The following is a 16,912-nucleotide window of genomic DNA, read 5'->3' on the forward strand; positions in this document are numbered from 1 at the left end:
GTATGGTGACAGGGTGACTGGAATCGACAAGCGCGGCGCCGAACTGCGGCGGCTGCACGAAGCACCCGAGCTGTTGCAGGTCGTCAACGTGTGGGATGCGGTGAGCGCGCGCACGATCGCGGCGCTCCCCGAGACGCGCGCCATCGCCACGGCGAGCCATTCGATCGCGGCGTCGCACGGATACGATGATGGCGAGCGGATCCCGCTCGACCTGATGCTCGCGGCCATCGGTCGCATCGTCGAAGCGACCGACCTGCCCGTCAGCGCCGACCTTGAGGCGGGATACGGCGACCCGGGGAGCACGATTCGGCGGGCGATCGGAGTCGGCGCCGTCGGGGCGAACCTCGAAGACGCCCACCGGCCCTTCGACGAGGCCGTCGCAGCGGTGCGCGCGGCCGTCGCGGGGGCGGAGGCCGAAGGGGTGCGGTTCGCCCTGAACGCGCGCACCGACGTGTTCCTCGGAGACGACCCGCGGCCGGCCGCAGAGAAGACGCGGGAGGCGATCGAACGGGGACGGGCATTCCTCGACGAAGGGGCGACCTGCGTGTTCGTGCCCGGGTTGCTCGACGAGACGGTCATCGAGCAGCTCGTCGGCGGGCTGGGGCCGCGGAAGCTGAGCGTGATCGGGGTGCCGGGGTCGGTGGCGCCCGCACGGCTGCAGGAGCTGGAGGTGGCGCGCGTGTCATACGGTCCCTGGACGCAGCGCCTCGCGCTGACGGCGCTGCAGGATGCGGCGAGCGCGCTCTACGCGGGCGGGGCGCTGCCCGACGGGGTGCGGGTGCTGAACTAGCGGGCGTGGGCGCCGCCGCCGGGTGCCGCCGGGTGGCGCCGGGTGGCACCCGGGTGCCGCCGGGTAGCGCCGGGTGCCGCCGGGTGGCGCCGGGTGGCGCATCCACGGGGCGGCGTATGGTGAAGCGCATGACTGATTTCCGGGCCATCGTGATCGAGCAGGAGACCGAGTCGGGACGGATCGTCGCGCACACCGCGGAGGTTCGGCGGGTGACGGATGCCTTCCTCATGGCGGGGGATGTGACCGTCGCCGTCGAGTACTCCGACCTCAACTTCAAGGATGCGCTCGCCATCGGCGGGCGTCCGGGCGTTGCCAGGACCACGCCGCTCATTCCGGGGATCGACCTGGTCGGGGTCGTCGAGGAGTCGGCGGACGAACGGTGGCGGCCCGGCGACCGTGTGGTGCTGAACGGCGACGGAATCGGCGAGTCGCACCACGGCGGGCTGTCCGAGCGTGCTCGGGTGCGCGGGGATGCACTGGTGCGCGTGCCGGACGTTCTGAGCAGTGAGCAGGCCGCCGCCATCGGGACGGCGGGGTTCACGGCGATGCTGTCGGTGCTCGCGCTGGAACGCAACGGGCTCGATCCGCATACTGTCGCGGACGCCGGCTCCAGTGTGCTCGTGACAGGAGCGGCGGGCGGGGTGGGGTCTGTCGCCGTCGCGCTGCTGGCGAAACTGGGTTACCCGGTTACCGCATCCACCGGACGGCCGGAGGAACAGGCGGACTACCTGACCGATCTCGGAGCGAGCGCGATCATCGACCGGGCAGAGCTCAGCGATCCCGGCAAGCCGCTGCAACGGCAGCGCTGGGCCGGGGTGGTGGATGCGGTCGGCAGCCACACGCTCGCCAACGCGCTCGCGCAGACCGGCTACGGCGGCACCGTCACGGCCTGTGGGCTCTCCCAGGGGTCCGACCTGCCCGCGACGGTGATGCCGTTCATCCTGCGCGGCGTGACACTGGTCGGCATCAACTCGGTCGAAGCGCCGATCGCGCTGCGGGAGACGGCGTGGCGGCGACTGGCGACCGACCTGGACACGGAGTCGCTGGCGGCGATGACGGCGTTCATCCCGCTCGCCGAGACCATCGGCGCGGCAGAGGAGCTGCTGGCGGGGAAGCTGCACGGGCGGACCGTGGTGGATGTGCGCGCCTGACCCTGCCGGAACAGAGGCGCCGTTATGCTGACCGCATGATCGTCCTCGCGACCGTGGTCGTCACCCTTGCCGCAGCGCTGCACATCGCCATCTTCGTGATGGAGAGCGTCGGGTGGACGCGGCCGGCGGTGTGGAAGCGGTTCGGCGTCGCGTCGCAGGAGGCGGCGGACACCACGCGGCCGATGGCGTACAACCAGGGGTTCTACAACCTGTTCCTCGCCATCGGTGCCATCGTCGGGCTGATCCTGTACGGGGTGGGGATGCACGACGCCGGGCTGGCGCTCATCCTGTTCAGCACCGCGAGCATGTTCGCGGCGTCGGTCGTGCTCGTCACGACCGGGCGCGGCTACCTTCGGCCGGCGCTCATCCAGGGCATCCTTCCGCTGCTCGGGTTCATCCTGATGCTGCTGTCCTGAGCGCAGCCGCAGCAGCAGCAGCACCACCCCCAGCTGCGCACGTCACCGCAGCTCCGGCGCCACGTGCTCCGGCAGGAACCCGCGGCCGATCACCCGCGCGCTGACCCTGCGGGCGACGGGCATCGCCGCCGCGAGCAGCCCGCGCAACGGGGCGGGCAGCGGGTCGGGCAGCCGCGCCGCGCCGCCCGGGCGTCCGATGAACTCGTGCGCCGTCAACTGCAGCCGCTGCATCCGCGCGACGGGCGGGAGGCGCCGCGCCTGCACGGCGGCGAGCACGCGCAGGTCGACAGGGCCGGAGCGGAGGGGCGCCGCGACCGCGTTGGCGGCGGCGACCGCATCCTGCACCGCGTAGTTCACGCCGACCCCGAACGCGGGCGACATCGCGTGGGCGGCGTCTCCGATCGCCAGGAACCCCGAACGGAACCAGCGGTCGAGGCGGTTGATCTGCACCGAGAGCAGCTTCACGTCGTCCCAGGAGGCGATCGCGTCCGCCACGGGAGCGAGCACAGGAGCCACCTCGCCGAGCACCCTGTGGAAGTGCGGAAGGCCGGCCTGCTTCAGCGCGTCGAAGCCGCCCTTCTCGATGATCATGCCGGTCTGGAAGTATTCGCCCCGATCGATGGTGATCACCATGGAGCGCTGGTCGATGTACGCGAGCGTGCTCGGCGGCACCACCGCGGGCTTGGGAACGCGGAACCAGAGCACGTCGATCGGCACGCCGAACCGGCGAGGGCGCAGGCCGGCCGCATCCCGGAGGGTCGAGTCGCGGCCGTCAGCCGCCACGGTCAGTGAGGCACGGAGCTCGACGTCGCCGTCCGGACCGCGGGCCGTCACACCGCGCACCACGCCGTCCTCCTGGATGAGACCGACCGCCTCCGTCTGCATCCGCAACTGGAAGCCGGGGAGCGCCGCCGCCTCGGCCGCGAGGAAGTCGAGGAAGTCCCACTGCGGCGCCATCACCAGGAAGTCGTCGGGTGGCGGGAGCATCCCGAAGTCGATGGGATGCAGCCTGGTGCCGTTGATCACCGCATCCAGAGTCCGGATGGTCGTGTGCGGCAGGCCGAGGAAGCGGTCGCGGAGCCCGAGCTCGCCGAGGACGGTGATCGTGGACGGGTGGACGGTGTCGCCGCGGAAGTCGCGGAAGAAGTCGGCGTGCTTCTCCAGCACCACCACGTCGAGCCCGGCCCTCGCGAGGATGAGGCCGAGCATCATGCCGGCTGGACCGCCTCCGGCGATCACACAGGAACTCTGGACGGCTTGCATAGTGCCCAGCGTATGCTCACTCGCATGGCCATCATCGGTTCCATACTGATCGCCGCGGCTGCCATCGTGCACCTGGTGTTCTTCACCATGGAGAGCGTGCTGTGGTCGTCGCCAGGGGTGTGGCGCCGGTTCGGCGTCGCCAACCAGCGGGATGCGGACACGGTGCGGGCGATGGCGTACAACCAGGGGTTCTACAACCTGTTCCTGGCGGGCGGAGCAGCGGTCGGGCTGGTGCTCTACTGGACGACGCTGCGCGAGGTCGGGTTCGGGATCGTGTTCTTCTCGGCGGTGTGCATGGTGCTCGCCGCGGTGGTGCTCGTCACCACCGGACGCGCGTATGTGCGGGCCGCCCTCATCCAGGGCGTGCTGCCGCTGGCCGGGCTGATCCTGCTCGTGATCGCGTAGCGGCGCCGCGGCGCCGCGGCGGCTCGTGCGAAAGGTGCGGTGCGGGCGCGTTCGAGCGCACGTTTCGCACGACTCGTGCGGGGGCGGCTCGTGCGGGTTGGCTCGTGCGAAAGGTGCGGTGCACGCGCGTCCGAGCGCACGTTTCGCACGACTCGTGCGGGGGCGGCTCGTGCGAAAGGTGCGGTGCGGGCGCGTTCGAGCGCACGTTTCGCACGACTCGTGCGGGGGCGGCGGCGCGCGCGGGGGGCGGGGGCGGCGGGTGCGGCTAGAGGGTGGTCTCGCCGGGGGCGGGCGTGCCGGTGGCGTCGACCCTGAGCGCCTCGACGAGTTTCGTGGCGTGCGGGGTGGAGACGATGATGCGCGAGTACTCCTCGCCCTCCAGGTCGATCACCACGGCCGCGCGCTGTTTGCCCTTGATGAGCAGGAAGTCCTTGCCTCCGTGGAACTTCCAGGTCCCGACGGAGAGCGTCAGCGGCACGGCCGCACCTGGCGCACGGATGCCGCGAATCCAGATCCACGGGTCTTCCGTGATCGCCACCGACCGGATGCTCTCCCTCGGGACGACGAGATCGTCGCGCTTCAGCGCGAGCACCTTCTCCGCCGGCGTGAGGTGGATCTCAAGTCGGTCGGGGTGAACGTGCATATCGGCCATGCTTCTATCCTGCCAGCGGGCACCGGATCGTGCGGGCGGAATCCTCACAAAGAGATAACCCTTCGGTCGGTGGTTTCCACACACCATCACCCCTCGTCCACGGGGCATGTATTCTGCTCATCGTGGCAACGCAGCGGCGGACACCGGGTTCGCAGACTTCACTTCGTGAAGCCAACCGGGCGCGGATTGTCGACGCCATCAAGAAGCACGGCGGGCTGACACAGGTCGAGCTGGCCGGCGCGACCGGTCTCTCCCCCGCGACCGTGTCCAACATCGTGAAGGAACTGTCGACCTCCGGCGTCCTGCATACCGCTCAGAGCATCCGGAGCGGCCGCCGCGCTCAGCACGTCACGCTGGCGCACGCGCTCGGCCTTGTGGTGGGCGTGCACTTCTCCACCAGGCACATGCGGATCGCCCTCGCCGACGTCGCGCACACGGTCGTCGCCGAGAACCACATGCCGCTCGCCAAGGATCACCGCGCCGACAACGAGCTCGACAAGGTCTCCCTGCTGCTCACCGACATGCTCGAATCCGTGGATGCGGGCCGCGACGAAGTGCTCGCCGTCGGCATCGCGCTCCCCGCGCCCCTCGACAGGGCGAGCGGGACGATCGCACGCAGCGGCATCATGCGCGGCTGGGACGGCGTGCAAGTCGCCGAGGTGATGGAGCGCAGGCTCAAGCGCCCCGTGTTCATCGACAACGCCGCCAACCTCACGGCGCTGGCGGAGTCGAGGCTCGGCGCAGGCCGCGGCAAGCGCAACACGATCACCCTCGATCTCGGCGACGGGATCGGCGCCGGCCTCATCCTGAACGGGCAGGTGTACCGCGGGTTCAACGGCGTCGCCGGCGAGTTCGGCCACACCACGATCCGCGAGAACGGGCCGCTCTGCCGGTGCGGCAACCGCGGCTGCCTGGAGGCCATCGCCGGCGGACCCGCCATCCTCGACGAACTGCGCGATCACCTCGGCAGCCTCAAACTGGGCGATGTGGTCATCCAGGCGATGGCAGGGGATGCACGATGCATCCGGGCCATCGCCGACGCCGGCAAGCACATCGGCATCGCGACGGCCAACCTGTGCAATCTGGTCGATCCGGAGCGCGTGATCGTCGGCGGAGAGCTGGCCAGGGCCGGAGAGCTGCTGCTCGGCCCGATGCGGCACGCGGTGGAGCGATCGATCATCGTCAACGAGGACCTGATGCCCGACATCGTGCAGGGTCAGCTCGGGACAAGGGCCGCCACGCTCGGCGCCGTGGCGTATGCCGTCGACTGCGTGAACATCACCCCGACGGACGCCGCTGTCTGAGCAGGCTCTCAGCCACGCTCTACCCCTCCCCCGAATGCGTGTCTATTCGTTATCGAATCCATTGGCTTCAACTCTTGACGACAAGTCACCCACCTGCAACACTCAACCCAGCCGCCAACGATGGCGGTCTCGAATCGGAGGTTTTTCAATGAAGATCGCCACCACGAGAGCGGTCATCGCGACGGCCGCGATCCTGCTCACAGCCGGAACACTCACGGCGTGTTCCAACGGGTCTGGCAGCTCCTCCAGCTCAACCGCGGGAGCAAGCTCCGCCCAGATCGGCCTCCTCCTCCCCGACTCCGTCACCGCGAGGTACGAAGCGGCGGACAAGCCCTTCTTCGAAGCCAAGATCAAGGACCTCTGCTCCGGCTGCAAGGTGCTCTACGCGAACGCCGACGGCGACGCGAGCAAGCAGCAGCAGCAGGCAGAGTCCATGCTGACCCAGGGCGTCAAGGTGCTCGTCCTCGACCCGTTCGACGGTGAGGCCGCAGCATCCATCGTCGGAGAGGCCAAGGCGAAGAACGTGCCGGTCATCTCCTACGACCGCCTGATCAACAGCCCGGACAGCAGCTACTACATCTCGTTCGACAACGAGAAGGTCGGACAGCTCCAGGCAACCGCGCTGGTCGACAAGCTCAAGAAGGACGGCGTCGCAACGGGCGCAGGCATCCTGATGGTCAACGGCTCGCCGACCGACAACAACGCGACCCTCTTCAAGAAGGGTGCGCACAGCGTCATCGACTCCAGCGGCTACAAGGTGCTCGCCGAGTACGACACACCAGGATGGGACCCTGCACAGGCCCAGAACTGGGTGTCGGGTCAGATCACGCAGTTCGGCAGCCAGATCAAGGCCGTGTACGCCGCCAATGACGGAACCGGTGGAGGCGCCATCGCCGCCCTCAAGGCCGCCAACGTGAGCCCGATCCCGCCGGTCACCGGTCAGGACGCAGAGCTCGCAGGCATCCAGCGCATCCTCGCAGGCGACCAGTACATGACGGTCTACAAGGCGATCCAGCCCGAGGCGGAGAAGGCGGCCCAGTTGGCCATCGACCTCGTCAACGGCAAGAAGCCGGCTGGTGACACGAAGGTCAACACGGCGGGTGGCGCAGCCATCCAGTCGTTCCTGCTGACCCCGGTCGCCGTCACGACGGACAACATCGAGAGCACGGTCGTCAAAGACGAGTTCTACGGTTCCGACTCCGCCGCGAAGATCTGCACCGCCGACTACAAGGCAGCGTGCGACAAGTACGGCATCAAGTAACCTCCTGGGCCTGGCCGGGGGATGCGCACCTCGCATCCCCCGGCCAGGCCGATTCCGCTCTACCCTTTTCACAGACGAATACACGCAATACAAGCACCGCCTTCCAGCTCAAAGGAGAACGCCGTGACGATGGAATCCGCCGTCGCTGAACCCGAACGGTCGACGCGCCAACCCGTCCTCTCCCTCCGTGGGATCTCGAAAGGCTTCGGCGCCGTCCAAGCTCTCACCGACATCGACCTCGATGTCTACCCAGGTGAGGTCGTCGCGATCGTCGGCGACAACGGCGCAGGCAAGTCGACCCTCGTCAAGATCCTCGCCGGCGTGCATCCCCAGGATGCGGGAACCGTGACGTTCGACGGCGACAGGGTGAGCATCCCGTCACCGTCGGCGTCGCGGGAACTCGGCATCGCGACCGTGTTCCAGGACCTCGCGCTCTGTGACAACCTGGATGTGGTCTCCAACCTCTTCCTCGGCCGCGAGATCACCCACGGCACGCTCGACGAGGAGGAGATGGAGAAGCGCTCGTGGAGCCTGCTCAGGCAGCTCTCCGCGCGCATCCCGTCGGTGCGGATCGCCGTCGCCTCGCTCTCCGGCGGTCAGCGGCAGACCGTCGCCATCGCGCGCTCCCTGATCGGCGAGCCGCGCGTGGTCATCCTCGACGAGCCGACGGCCGCCCTCGGCGTCGCCCAGACCGCCGAGGTGCTCAACCTGATCGAGCGGCTGCGCGAGCGCGGGCTCGGCGTGGTGCTGATCAGCCACAACATGGCGGACGTGCAGGCGGTTGCCGACCGCGTGGCCGTGCTGCGCCTCGGCCGCAACAACGGCACGTTCCGTGTGCCGGACGTCAGCTACGAGGAGATCATCTCGGCCATCACGGGCGCCACGGACAACGTCGTCGCGCGCCGCGCCGAGCGCCTCAGCGAAGAAGTAGAGCAGCTCACCGAACGGAGTGCGGACGCATGACCAAGACAGAGACGCCCGCGGAGGTCGCTGCCGACCTGCAGGACGAACGCCTCATCCGCAACGAGGGGCTGGGCGGCGCGGTCAAGTCGTTCGGGACGCGCGTGCGCGGCGGCGACCTCGGCTCGCTCCCTGTGGTGGTCGGCCTCATCGTGATCTGGGCGGTGTTCCAGATCCTGAACCCGAACTTCCTCTCCGCGAACAACCTGGTGAACCTCACCCTGCAGTGCGCGGCGGTCGGCACCATCTCGATCGGCATCGTGCTGGTGCTGCTGCTCGGCCAGATCGACCTGTCCGTCGGGTCGGTCAGCGGTCTCGCCGCGGCGATCATGGGCGTCGGGCTGACGCAGTTGCACTGGCCGCTCATCGTGGCCGTGATCGGCGCGATCCTCGCGGGCGTCCTGGTCGGATTGCTGTACGGCATCCTGTTCACCCGATTCGGAGTGCCGTCGTTCGTCATCACGCTCGCCGGTCTGCTCGGCTTCCTGGGCCTGCAGCTCTGGGTGCTCGGGCCGAACAGTTCCATCAACATCCCGTTCGACTCCTGGATCGTGCAGTTCGCGCAGCAGACCTTCCTCCCGCCGTGGGCCGCGTACGCGCTGGTCGTGATCGCGGCGGTCGGGATGTTCCTCTCCGACTGGCGCCGTTCGGAGCGCCGCCGCAAGGCCGGGCTCTCGCAGGGGTCGATGACGGTCATGCTCGTGAAGGCCGTGCTCCTGCTGCTGGCGCTCGGGATCAGCGTCTGGTACCTGTCGACGGACCGCGGAACGGGTGCGATGTTCCTGTTCTTCGTGATCCTGGTCGTCGTGATGAACTTCTTCCTCACCCGCACCCGCTGGGGACGGTCGGTCTTCGCGGTCGGCGGCTCGGTGGAGGCGGCGCGTCGCGCCGGTATCAAGGTCAACCGGGTCTACATCTCGGTGTTCATCCTGTGTTCGACGTTCGCGGCGGTCGGCGGCCTGCTCGCGGCTGCCAGGCTGGCGTCGGTGAGCGCGGGCAGCGGCGGGACGGACACCAACCTGAACGCGATCGCGGCGGCGGTCATCGGCGGCACCAGCCTCTTCGGCGGACGTGGAAGCGCGTGGTCCGCCCTGCTCGGCATCCTGGTCATCCAGTCGATCTCCAGCGGCCTCACGCTGCTCAACCTCGACTCGTCGATCCGCTTCATGATCACCGGCGCCGTGCTGCTGCTCGCGGTCATCATCGACTCGCTCTCGCGGCGGTCGCGCGCCTCGCACGGCCAGGCGTAGCCGGGCACGAGTCGTGCGAAAGGTGCGGTCGCGAGGGCTGCGACCGCACCTTTCGCACGAGGGCTGACCGCGCGGCGACGGTCTGTGAGATGGTGGACGTTGTGACCCGCACGACCACCTTCCACGCCCGGCTGCTGCGACGGGATGCCCCGCCGCAGACGGTCACGGTGCGTGCGGCCTCCGACGCCCCGCCGCGCACGCTGCGGCGCCCGGCCGGGGGCGGAGGGCAGCTCACGTTCGACGTGTTCGCCCTGGTGGATGCGGACGGCTGGCCGAACGAGGCGACGTACTCGTTCGTCGAGTCGGTGCAGAGGGCGGCGGCGGACGCCGACGTGTGACGAGGTCGCATCCGTCGTCGCGCACGTTCGGCGCCGGTTCGTCACACGTTCGTCACACCGGGATGATGCGAAGGAGAAGCGGATGAGCACCACGAGTTCTGCGGACGGGACCACCATCGGGTACGACGCGGTCGGCAGCGGGCCGACGCTTCTCCTCGTGGACGGCGCGACCGCATCCCGTGCAGGAGGATCGGCGAGCAGGCTGGCGGACGAGCTCTCCGGCGCGTTCACCGCGGTCGCCTACGACAGACGCGGACGCGGCGAGAGCACGGACACACTGCCCTTCGCCGTCGAGCGCGAGATCGAGGACATCGACGCCCTTGTCACGGCCGTCGGCGCCCCGGCGTACGCGTTCGGGATGTCGTCCGGTGCGATGCTGCTGCTGCGTGCCGCGGCGGCACTCGGGCCGGAGCGGATCGCGGGCATCGTGCTCTACGAGCCGCCGCTCATGCCGGAGGGCGCACGGGACGGCGCACGGCAGTACACGGCCGACCTGACGTCGGCGCTGGCGGACGGGCGGCGCGGCGACGCGGTTGCGCTGTTCCTGGGGCGGGTCGGGATGCCGCCCGCGGCCATCGACGGGATGCGCGGCTCGCCCGCCTGGCCAGGGCTGGAGGCGATCGCGCCGACGCTCGCCTACGACGACGCGGCGATGGGAGACAGCGCCGTGCCCGCCGACGTGGTGGCCGAGCTGAGCATCCCGGTGCTGACGCTGGCGGGCGGCGCGAGCCCCGGCTTCCTGCAGTACGGCGCCCGCGAGCTGGCGGCGGCCATCCCCGGCGCGGTCTTCGAGGAGGCGGAGGGCCAGACGCACGACGTCTCCCCCGAGGTGGTCGCCGCCCACCTCACCCGGTTCCTCACCCTCACGGGCCGGTGAGTCGCGAGATGCCAGTAACTGTCGCGCATCCCGCGCGTTTCGCGACAGTTACTGGTATCTCGTAGGCGGGCAGGGCTAGGCCGGGCGCGCGGCCGCGGCGGCCGCAGCGGCGGCGGGCAGCGCCGACAGGATGCGGTCGACGGCCGCGTCGTCGTGGGCCGCCGTCACGAACCACGCCTCGAAGACGCTCGGCGGCAGCGAGACGCCCGCATCGAGCATCGCGTGGAAGAAGTCGCGGTAGCGGTACGCCTCCTGGCGCTGCACCTCGGCGTACGTGCGCGGGGCCTCCGCGAAGTCGCCGAACACGAAGCTGAACAGGTTGCCTGCACGTTGCACGCGGTGCGCGACACCGGCAGCGCCGAGCGCATCGGACACCGCGGACGACACCGTCTCCGCGACGCGGTCGAGCCGGTCGTAGACGGCGTCGTCGGCCAGCGAGAGCGTGGCCAGTCCGGCAGCGACGGCCACCGGGTTCCCGGACAGCGTTCCCGCCTGGTACACGGGGCCGGTCGGCGCGAGGAAGTCCATCAGCTCGGCTCGGCCACCCAGGGCAGCGAGAGGCATCCCGCCCCCGATGACCTTGCCGAACGTCACGAGGTCGGGGGTGTACCCGCGGTCGAGGCCCCAGAAACCCGCCTCGCTCACGCGGAAGCCGGTCAGCACCTCGTCGAGGATGAGCAGAGCGCCGAACTCGTGCGCGAGGTCGGTCAGAGCGGCGTTGAAACCGGGGTCCGGCGCGACGACGCCCATGTTCGCGGCGGCGGCCTCGGTGATGACGGCGGCGATGTCAGGACCGTGCGTCTCGAACACGGCGCGCACCGCATCCAGGTCGTTGTACGGGAGCACGAGCGTCTGGGCGGCAGTCGCCTCGGTGACGCCGGCCGAGCCGGGCAGGGCGAGCGTCGCGAGGCCGGAGCCCGCCTCGGCGAGCAGGCTGTCCGAGTGGCCGTGGTAGTGCCCGGCGAACTTGATCAGCAGCGGGCGGCCGGTGAAACCACGGGCGAGCCGGATGGCGGTCATGGTCGCCTCCGTGCCGGTCGAGACGAGCCGCAGCTTCTCGATGAACGGCACGCGGGCCAGCACGGCCTCGGCCAGCTCGGTCTCCGCGGGCGTCGACGCGCCGAACGAGAGCCCGCGGGCGGCGGCGGCCTGCACGGCGGCGACGACCTGTGGATGCGCGTGGCCGAGGATCGCGGGACCCCACGACGCCACGAGGTCCACATACTCCCTGCCCTGCGCATCCGTTATGTACGGACCGCTGGCGGACACCATGAAGCGCGGAGTGCCGCCCACGGAACGGAAGGCGCGGACAGGCGAGTTGACGCCACCGGGGATCACGCGCTGGGCGCGCTCGAACTGCGCGAGGTTCACGTCTCCGATCGCGGCGCCATCGGCCAGGGCCTGTGCGTCGCTCATCGCAGCCACCTCGCGACCTCGGTCGCCCAGTAGGTCATGACGGCGTCCGCTCCCGCCCTGCGCGCGCCGATCAGCGTCTCCTCGACGATGCGGCGGCGGTCGATCCAGCCGTTCGCCGCTGCCGCCTCGACCATCGCGTACTCGCCGGACACCTGATAGGCCCAGACCGGCACGTCGCTGATCGCGGCGACGTCGCTCAGCACATCGAGGTAGCTGAGGGCGGGCTTGACCATGAGGATGTCAGCGCCCTCCTCCAGGTCGAGGCGCGCCTCGCGCAGGCCCTCGCGGCGGTTGGCCGGGTCCTGCTGGTAGGCGCGGCGGTCGCCGGAGAGCTGCGAGTCCACGGCCTCGCGGAACGGGCCGTAGAACGCGGAGGCGTACTTGGCCGCGTACGCGAGGATGACGGTGTCGGTGTGCCCCGCGGTGTCGAGCGCGTCGCGCACGGCCGCGACCTGGCCGTCCATCATGCCGCTCAGGCCGAGGAGCTGCGAGCCAGCGTCGGCCTGTGCGACAGCCATGTCGCGGTAGCGGAGGAGGGTGGCGTCGTTGTCGACGTGGCCCTGCGCATCCAGGACGCCGCAGTGGCCGTGGTCGGTGAACTCGTCGAGGCACAGGTCGGTCTGCACGACGAGCGCGTCGCCGACCTCGGCGGCCAGTGCCGCGGTGGCCACGTTGAGGATGCCGTCCGGGTCGGTCGCGGCGGTTCCCGTCGCATCCCTGGTCTCCGGCACGCCGAAGAGCATGACGCCGCCGACTCCGGCCTCTGCGGCCTCGGTCGCGGCCCGCTTCAGCGAGTCGATGCTGTGCTGAACGACGCCCGGCATCGACTGGATGGGCAGCGCCTCGCTGACACCCTCCCGCACGAACATCGGGAGGATGAGCTCACTGGCGTGCAGCCGTGTCTCAGAGGTCAGACGGCGCATGGCAGGAGACTGCCGGAGGCGTCGTGGTCGGACAACAGGATGCGTCACGTCACTCACCCCACAAGCCTACGCGCCCCCGACTGAGCCCCCTCCCAGCTTCCCAAGCCATCGAGCCCAGGGTTTTTCACCGTAAGCGGGCCGAATAGCGTGAAAAAGGCTGGGCTCGATTATGAGGGGTCGGAGGTGGGGGTCGAGGTGGAGGCGGCGACGAGGGAGTCGATGAGGGAGGAGGCGGTGCGCTCGGCGGCGATCACGTCGACGCGGAGACCGAACTCGCGGGCATCGCGGGCGGTCTGCGGGCCGATGGCGGCCACGAGCGTCGACTCCGGGATGGGGCCGAGCTGCTTCTGGACCTGCTCCGCCACAGAGCCGGACGTGACGAGGATGGCCTGCACGAGCCCGTCTGCCACATCCCGCACAACGTTCTCCGGCACGGCGACGCCGATGGTCCGGTATGCGACGACGGACTCGACGTCGTGGCCGATGCGCTTCAACCCCTCGGTGAGGAGAGGCTTCGCGATCTCGGAGCGCAGCGTCAGCACGCGCAGCGGGACGACGCCGGCGGTCGCGGCCTCCCACTCGGCGAGCAGGCCGCGGGCCGAGTTGTCCTCGGACGGAACCAGGTCGACCTTGTAGCCTGCGGCGACCAGAGCGGCCGCGGTCGTCTCACCGACGGCGGCGACCCTGGTGGTCGGCGGCACGACGACGCGCTGCGCGCTCAGCACATCCACGGTGGTCGCGCTCGTCACGGTCATCCAGTCGAACTCGCCGGCGGCCAAACGGGTGAGCGCGGCTTCGAGGGCGGGCGCGTCCGCCGTCGGCGCGAAGTTGATCATCGCGGCGACGATCGGCGATGCGCCCTTCGACCGCAGATCGGCGGCGACGGAGTCGCCCCACGGGCCGCCGCGCGGCACGAGGACGCGCCAGCCGGCGAGCGGTTTCGCAGAAGCGGAAGGGGTGGTCATCGCGTGCTCCCGAGCGGTGCAAGGTCGGCGGCCCCCGCGCCGAGCAGTTCGTCCACCACCCGTTGGCCGACGTCGCGTGCCGCCTCGTCGAGGTGTCGCGCGCTCATCGATTCCGGGGTGGCGGCATGGGATGCGGTCAGCCGCTCCGATCCGTCAGGGCGGTAGACCGTGGCGGTGAGGAAGAGCAGTCCGTCGTCCACGATAGCGGTCGCGCCGATCGGAGCGGCGCATCCGGCTTCGAGTCCAGCGAGCACGTACCGCTCGGCGGTGACGCACGCGTGGGTGGTGACGTGGTCGACGGCGGACAGCGCGGCGGCGATCGGACCCCGGCCCTTCTCGTCTCCCGCGCGCACCTCGATCGCGAGCGCGCCCTGACCGGGCGCCGTCGGAACGTTCGACAGCGGGAAGAAGTCGGTGGCGGCATCGGAGCGGCCGAGCCTGGCGAGGCCGGCGGCGGCGAGCACCACGGCGTCGAGGTCACCGTCGGCGACGCGGCCGAGCCTGGTGTCGACGTTGCCGCGGATGTCGACCACGTCGAGGTCGGGACGTTGCGACTTGAGCTGGGCGACGCGGCGCGGAGAGCCGGTGCCGACGCGCGCACCGTCCGGCAGAGTGTCGAGCGTGAGCCCGTCGCGGGCGCAGAGCGTGTCGCGCGCATCCGCCCGCTTCGGCACGGCGCCGATGACGAGGCCGTTCACAGGAGCGGTGGGCAGGTCTTTGAGCGAGTGGACGATGAGGTCGCACTCGTCGGCGAGCAGCGCATCCCGGAGCGCGCTGGCGAAGACACCGGTGCCGCCGAGTTCGGAGAGCGAGTCCCTCGAGACGTCGCCGTGGGTCGTCACGGTGATCAGCTCGACGTCGCGGCCGGTCGCCTTCGCAATGGCGTTGGCGACGACGGTGGTCTGCGCGACAGCCAGAGCGCTGCCGCGGGTGCCGACGCGCAGCACCCCGTCGCGGCGCTCGACGGCTCCGGATGCGCGGCTCACTGTGCCGGTCACGGCGCGAGCCCCGCAGCGGCCGGTTTGAAGCCGAGCCTGGCGTTCTCGCAACATCCCGGTCGGCACACGTCGTACCAGGGGCCGAGTGACGTCATCGCCGGACGCTGGTCGACGGGGACCCCGTCGCGGCGTTCGAGCACGAGGTCGACGAGGCCCTTCACGTATGCGTGATGCGTGCCGGGGGTCGGGACGCGAACGGCGATGAGGCCGTTCTCCTCACTGGACTCCATGGCCTCGTTGTCGAGGTCCCAGAGCACTTCCATGTGGTCGCTGACGAAGCCGAGCGGCACGATGATGACCGCGCGGACGCCCGTGGCGGGCAACTCGGCGATGGCGTCGTTGATGTCGGGTTCCAGCCACGGCATCGACGGAGGGCCGGAACGCGACTGGTAGACGAGCTGCCACTTCACCACGCCGTCGGTCGCGGCCTGCGCCACGACCTCTGCGACTGCGAGGTGCTGCGCTGCGTACGCGCCGCCCTCGCCGAAGCCGCGCGCTGCCGGACCGGACTTGGCTGCGTCCACCGACGGGATGGAGTGGGTCGAGAACAGGATCTCGACCTCGGTGGCCGGGTCGATTCCAGGAACCTTCTGCACGATCTCGGCCAGGCCGTTGCGCACGCCCTCGATGAACGGCTCGACGAAGCCGGGGTGATCGAAGAACTGGCGCACCTTGTCGATCTGGATGACGCCATCGAGCCCGGTTTCCTCCAGCGCCATCGCGAAGTCCTCGCGGTACTGGCGGCAGCTCGAATATGACGAGTACGCGCTCGTGGCGATGGCGATGATCTTCGTGAGCCCGCGCTCGTTCGCCTCGTTCAGGGCGTCCTTGAGGTACGGGTCCCAGTTGCGGTTTCCCCACAGCACGGGCAGGTCGATGCCACGGGATGCGAGCTCGGCCTCCAGCGCCGCCTTGAGTTCGCGATTCTGGTCGTTGATCGGGCTCACGCCGCCGAAGTGGCGGTAGTGGTGGGCGACCTCTTCGAGGCGCTCCTCCGGGATGCCGCGTCCGCGGGTCACGTTGCGAAGGAACGGGATGACGTCGTCCTGACCCTCCGGGCCGCCGAACCCTGCGAGCAGGATCGCGTCATACGCGACAGGCTCCGTGACGTGCTCCGGGCCGGCAGCGGCGGCCGGGGTGGCGCCGAGCACGTGCGCCGTGGTGTCGACGTCGGTCACTGCAGGACCTCCACGAGCTCGGCGGGCTGCACCCGGCGACCGGTGAAGAACGGGACTTCCTCGCGGACGTGCCTGCGCGCATCCGTCTGGCGGAGGTCGCGCATCAGGTCGACGAGGTCGGTCAGCTCGTCCGACTCGAGCGGGAGGATCCACTCGTAGTCGCCGAGCGCGAACGACGCGACGGTGTTGGCGAGGACCGAACGGAACGCGGCGCCCTTGCGACCGTGCTCTGCGAGCATCTTGCCGCGCTCCTCATCCGGGAGCAGATACCACTCGTAGCTGCGGACGAACGGGTAGACCGTGAGCCACTCCTTCGCCTCCTTGCCACGCAGGAAGCCGGGGACGTGCGACTTGTTGAACTCGGCGTCGCGGTGGACGCCCATGGCGTTCCAGGTGGGGAGCAGCGCCTTGAGCAGTCGGGTGCGGCGGAGCTGGCGCAGCGCCCACTGCAGGGTGTGCGCCTCCGGGCCGTGAATCCAGATCATGAGGTCGGCGTCGGCGCGGAGGCCGGAGACGTCGTAGAGACCGCGGGTGGTCACGTTCTGCAGCTCGAGGTCGGCGATGACGCCCTCGAGTTCCTTGACGGCACGCGGCACGTCGGTGCCGTCGAGGTCGTCGGGGCGGGCAGGGTCGCGACGCAGGACAGCCCAGAGTGTGAAGCCGCTGGGCGAGTCGGCGTCGGATGGTGCCGGTGTTTCGTGGGGGGCGCTCGAATCTGCCGGTGCGGCAGCCGGGTTAGTCATACCTCACAGTCTCCCTCTCAAA

General features: G+C 70.0%; 18 protein-coding genes. 10 read left to right on the forward strand and 8 right to left on the reverse strand.

Features of this window, described 5'->3' with window-relative positions; genetic code table 11:
• Nucleotides 1–13 precede the first annotated feature (13 nt).
• From ACYVGI_RS12900 to ACYVGI_RS12910, 3 genes are all read left to right on the forward strand, one after another.
• Nucleotides 14–790 (forward strand): isocitrate lyase/PEP mutase family protein, encoded by a 777-nt coding sequence (locus ACYVGI_RS12900; protein ID WP_460633017.1) that lies wholly within the window; start codon nt 14–16, stop codon nt 788–790.
• A gap of 128 nt (nt 791–918) precedes the next feature.
• Nucleotides 919–1,941: an acrylyl-CoA reductase (NADPH) gene (acuI, locus tag ACYVGI_RS12905; protein WP_460633018.1), complete on the forward strand. Its 1,023-nt coding sequence runs from the start codon at nt 919–921 to the stop codon at nt 1,939–1,941.
• Nucleotides 1,942–1,976: 35 nt separating this feature from the next.
• Nucleotides 1,977–2,357 (forward strand): DUF1304 domain-containing protein, encoded by a 381-nt coding sequence (locus tag ACYVGI_RS12910; RefSeq protein WP_460633019.1) that lies wholly within the window; start codon nt 1,977–1,979, stop codon nt 2,355–2,357.
• A 42-nt stretch (nt 2,358–2,399) separates the two neighbouring features.
• Here ACYVGI_RS12910 and ACYVGI_RS12915 read toward each other — a convergent pair whose 3' ends face one another.
• The gene (locus ACYVGI_RS12915; protein ID WP_460633020.1) at nt 2,400–3,620 is read right to left on the reverse strand and encodes an FAD-dependent oxidoreductase; all 1,221 of its coding nucleotides are present in this window, start codon (nt 3,618–3,620) and stop codon (nt 2,400–2,402) included.
• A 24-nt stretch (nt 3,621–3,644) separates the two neighbouring features.
• Between ACYVGI_RS12915 and ACYVGI_RS12920 the strand changes: the two genes are divergently transcribed.
• Entirely contained in the window at nt 3,645–4,025 is a 381-nt protein-coding gene (locus ACYVGI_RS12920; RefSeq protein ID WP_460633021.1) for a DUF1304 domain-containing protein, read from the forward strand.
• Nucleotides 4,026–4,290: 265 nt separating this feature from the next.
• Here ACYVGI_RS12920 and ACYVGI_RS12925 read toward each other — a convergent pair whose 3' ends face one another.
• Complete coding sequence (locus tag ACYVGI_RS12925) at nt 4,291–4,677, reverse strand: hypothetical protein (protein WP_460633022.1); 387 nt, start codon at nt 4,675–4,677, stop codon at nt 4,291–4,293.
• A gap of 122 nt (nt 4,678–4,799) precedes the next feature.
• Between ACYVGI_RS12925 and ACYVGI_RS12930 the strand changes: the two genes are divergently transcribed.
• The 6 genes from ACYVGI_RS12930 to ACYVGI_RS12955 all read left to right on the forward strand — a co-directional run bounded on the left by ACYVGI_RS12930 (nt 4,800) and on the right by ACYVGI_RS12955 (nt 10,667).
• A complete protein-coding gene (locus ACYVGI_RS12930; protein WP_055896680.1) occupies nt 4,800–5,981 on the forward strand; it encodes an ROK family transcriptional regulator in 1,182 nt (393 codons plus the stop codon).
• 148 nt (nt 5,982–6,129) lie between these two features.
• Complete coding sequence (locus ACYVGI_RS12935) at nt 6,130–7,242, forward strand: sugar ABC transporter substrate-binding protein (protein WP_460633023.1); 1,113 nt, start codon at nt 6,130–6,132, stop codon at nt 7,240–7,242.
• A gap of 129 nt (nt 7,243–7,371) precedes the next feature.
• Nucleotides 7,372–8,205 carry an ATP-binding cassette domain-containing protein gene (locus ACYVGI_RS12940; protein WP_460633052.1) on the forward strand — a complete coding sequence of 278 codons (834 nt, stop codon included), beginning with the start codon at nt 7,372–7,374 and terminating at the stop codon, nt 8,203–8,205.
• Nucleotides 8,202–9,452 carry a sugar ABC transporter permease gene (locus ACYVGI_RS12945; RefSeq protein WP_460633024.1) on the forward strand — a complete coding sequence of 417 codons (1,251 nt, stop codon included), beginning with the start codon at nt 8,202–8,204 and terminating at the stop codon, nt 9,450–9,452. The genes ACYVGI_RS12940 and ACYVGI_RS12945 overlap by 4 nt, the downstream gene beginning before the upstream one ends.
• Nucleotides 9,453–9,553: 101 nt before the next feature.
• Nucleotides 9,554–9,790, forward strand: a complete 237-nt coding sequence (locus tag ACYVGI_RS12950) for a hypothetical protein (RefSeq protein ID WP_460633025.1) — start codon at nt 9,554–9,556, stop codon at nt 9,788–9,790.
• Nucleotides 9,791–9,872: 82 nt separating this feature from the next.
• Nucleotides 9,873–10,667, forward strand: a complete 795-nt coding sequence (locus ACYVGI_RS12955) for an alpha/beta fold hydrolase (RefSeq protein ID WP_460633026.1) — start codon at nt 9,873–9,875, stop codon at nt 10,665–10,667.
• Nucleotides 10,668–10,742: 75 nt separating this feature from the next.
• Here ACYVGI_RS12955 and hemL read toward each other — a convergent pair whose 3' ends face one another.
• From hemL to hemQ, 6 genes are all read right to left on the reverse strand, one after another.
• Nucleotides 10,743–12,083, reverse strand: coding sequence for a glutamate-1-semialdehyde 2,1-aminomutase (gene hemL / locus ACYVGI_RS12960; RefSeq protein WP_460633027.1), 1,341 nt, complete (start codon nt 12,081–12,083; stop codon nt 10,743–10,745).
• Nucleotides 12,080–13,006: a porphobilinogen synthase gene (gene hemB, locus ACYVGI_RS12965; protein WP_460633028.1), complete on the reverse strand. Its 927-nt coding sequence runs from the start codon at nt 13,004–13,006 to the stop codon at nt 12,080–12,082. The genes hemL and hemB overlap by 4 nt, the downstream gene beginning before the upstream one ends.
• Before the next feature lie 167 nt (nt 13,007–13,173).
• Entirely contained in the window at nt 13,174–13,971 is a 798-nt protein-coding gene (locus ACYVGI_RS12970) for a uroporphyrinogen-III synthase (protein WP_460633029.1), read from the reverse strand.
• Nucleotides 13,968–14,969 (reverse strand): hydroxymethylbilane synthase, encoded by a 1,002-nt coding sequence (gene hemC, locus ACYVGI_RS12975; RefSeq protein WP_460633030.1) that lies wholly within the window; start codon nt 14,967–14,969, stop codon nt 13,968–13,970. The genes ACYVGI_RS12970 and hemC overlap by 4 nt, the downstream gene beginning before the upstream one ends.
• The gene (locus ACYVGI_RS12980; protein ID WP_460633031.1) at nt 14,966–16,147 is read right to left on the reverse strand and encodes a ferrochelatase; all 1,182 of its coding nucleotides are present in this window, start codon (nt 16,145–16,147) and stop codon (nt 14,966–14,968) included. Before ACYVGI_RS12980 ends, hemC begins: the two co-directional genes overlap by 4 nt.
• The gene (gene hemQ / locus ACYVGI_RS12985) at nt 16,144–16,890 is read right to left on the reverse strand and encodes a hydrogen peroxide-dependent heme synthase (protein ID WP_460633032.1); all 747 of its coding nucleotides are present in this window, start codon (nt 16,888–16,890) and stop codon (nt 16,144–16,146) included. The genes ACYVGI_RS12980 and hemQ overlap by 4 nt, the downstream gene beginning before the upstream one ends.
• Nucleotides 16,891–16,912 lie beyond the last annotated feature (22 nt).

The organism is Leifsonia lichenia, from assembly GCF_054780215.1.

Bases quoted from the DNA above. Each gene is read 5' to 3' on its own strand.
- acuI (WP_460633018.1), top strand. From the start codon at position 919: ATGACTGATTTCCGGGCCATCGTGATCGAGCAGGAGACCGAGTCGGGA.
- ACYVGI_RS12910 (WP_460633019.1), top strand. From the start codon at position 1,977: ATGATCGTCCTCGCGACCGTGGTCGTCACCCTTGCCGCAGCGCTGCAC.
- ACYVGI_RS12915 (WP_460633020.1), bottom strand. From the start codon at position 3,620: ATGCAAGCCGTCCAGAGTTCCTGTGTGATCGCCGGAGGCGGTCCAGCC.
- ACYVGI_RS12920 (WP_460633021.1), top strand. From the start codon at position 3,645: ATGGCCATCATCGGTTCCATACTGATCGCCGCGGCTGCCATCGTGCAC.
- ACYVGI_RS12925 (WP_460633022.1), bottom strand. From the start codon at position 4,677: ATGGCCGATATGCACGTTCACCCCGACCGACTTGAGATCCACCTCACG.
- ACYVGI_RS12935 (WP_460633023.1), top strand. From the start codon at position 6,130: ATGAAGATCGCCACCACGAGAGCGGTCATCGCGACGGCCGCGATCCTG.
- ACYVGI_RS12940 (WP_460633052.1), top strand. From the start codon at position 7,372: ATGGAATCCGCCGTCGCTGAACCCGAACGGTCGACGCGCCAACCCGTC.
- ACYVGI_RS12945 (WP_460633024.1), top strand. From the start codon at position 8,202: ATGACCAAGACAGAGACGCCCGCGGAGGTCGCTGCCGACCTGCAGGAC.
- ACYVGI_RS12955 (WP_460633026.1), top strand. From the start codon at position 9,873: ATGAGCACCACGAGTTCTGCGGACGGGACCACCATCGGGTACGACGCG.
- hemL (WP_460633027.1), bottom strand. From the start codon at position 12,083: ATGAGCGACGCACAGGCCCTGGCCGATGGCGCCGCGATCGGAGACGTG.
- hemB (WP_460633028.1), bottom strand. From the start codon at position 13,006: ATGCGCCGTCTGACCTCTGAGACACGGCTGCACGCCAGTGAGCTCATC.
- ACYVGI_RS12970 (WP_460633029.1), bottom strand. From the start codon at position 13,971: ATGACCACCCCTTCCGCTTCTGCGAAACCGCTCGCCGGCTGGCGCGTC.
- hemQ (WP_460633032.1), bottom strand. From the start codon at position 16,890: ATGACTAACCCGGCTGCCGCACCGGCAGATTCGAGCGCCCCCCACGAA.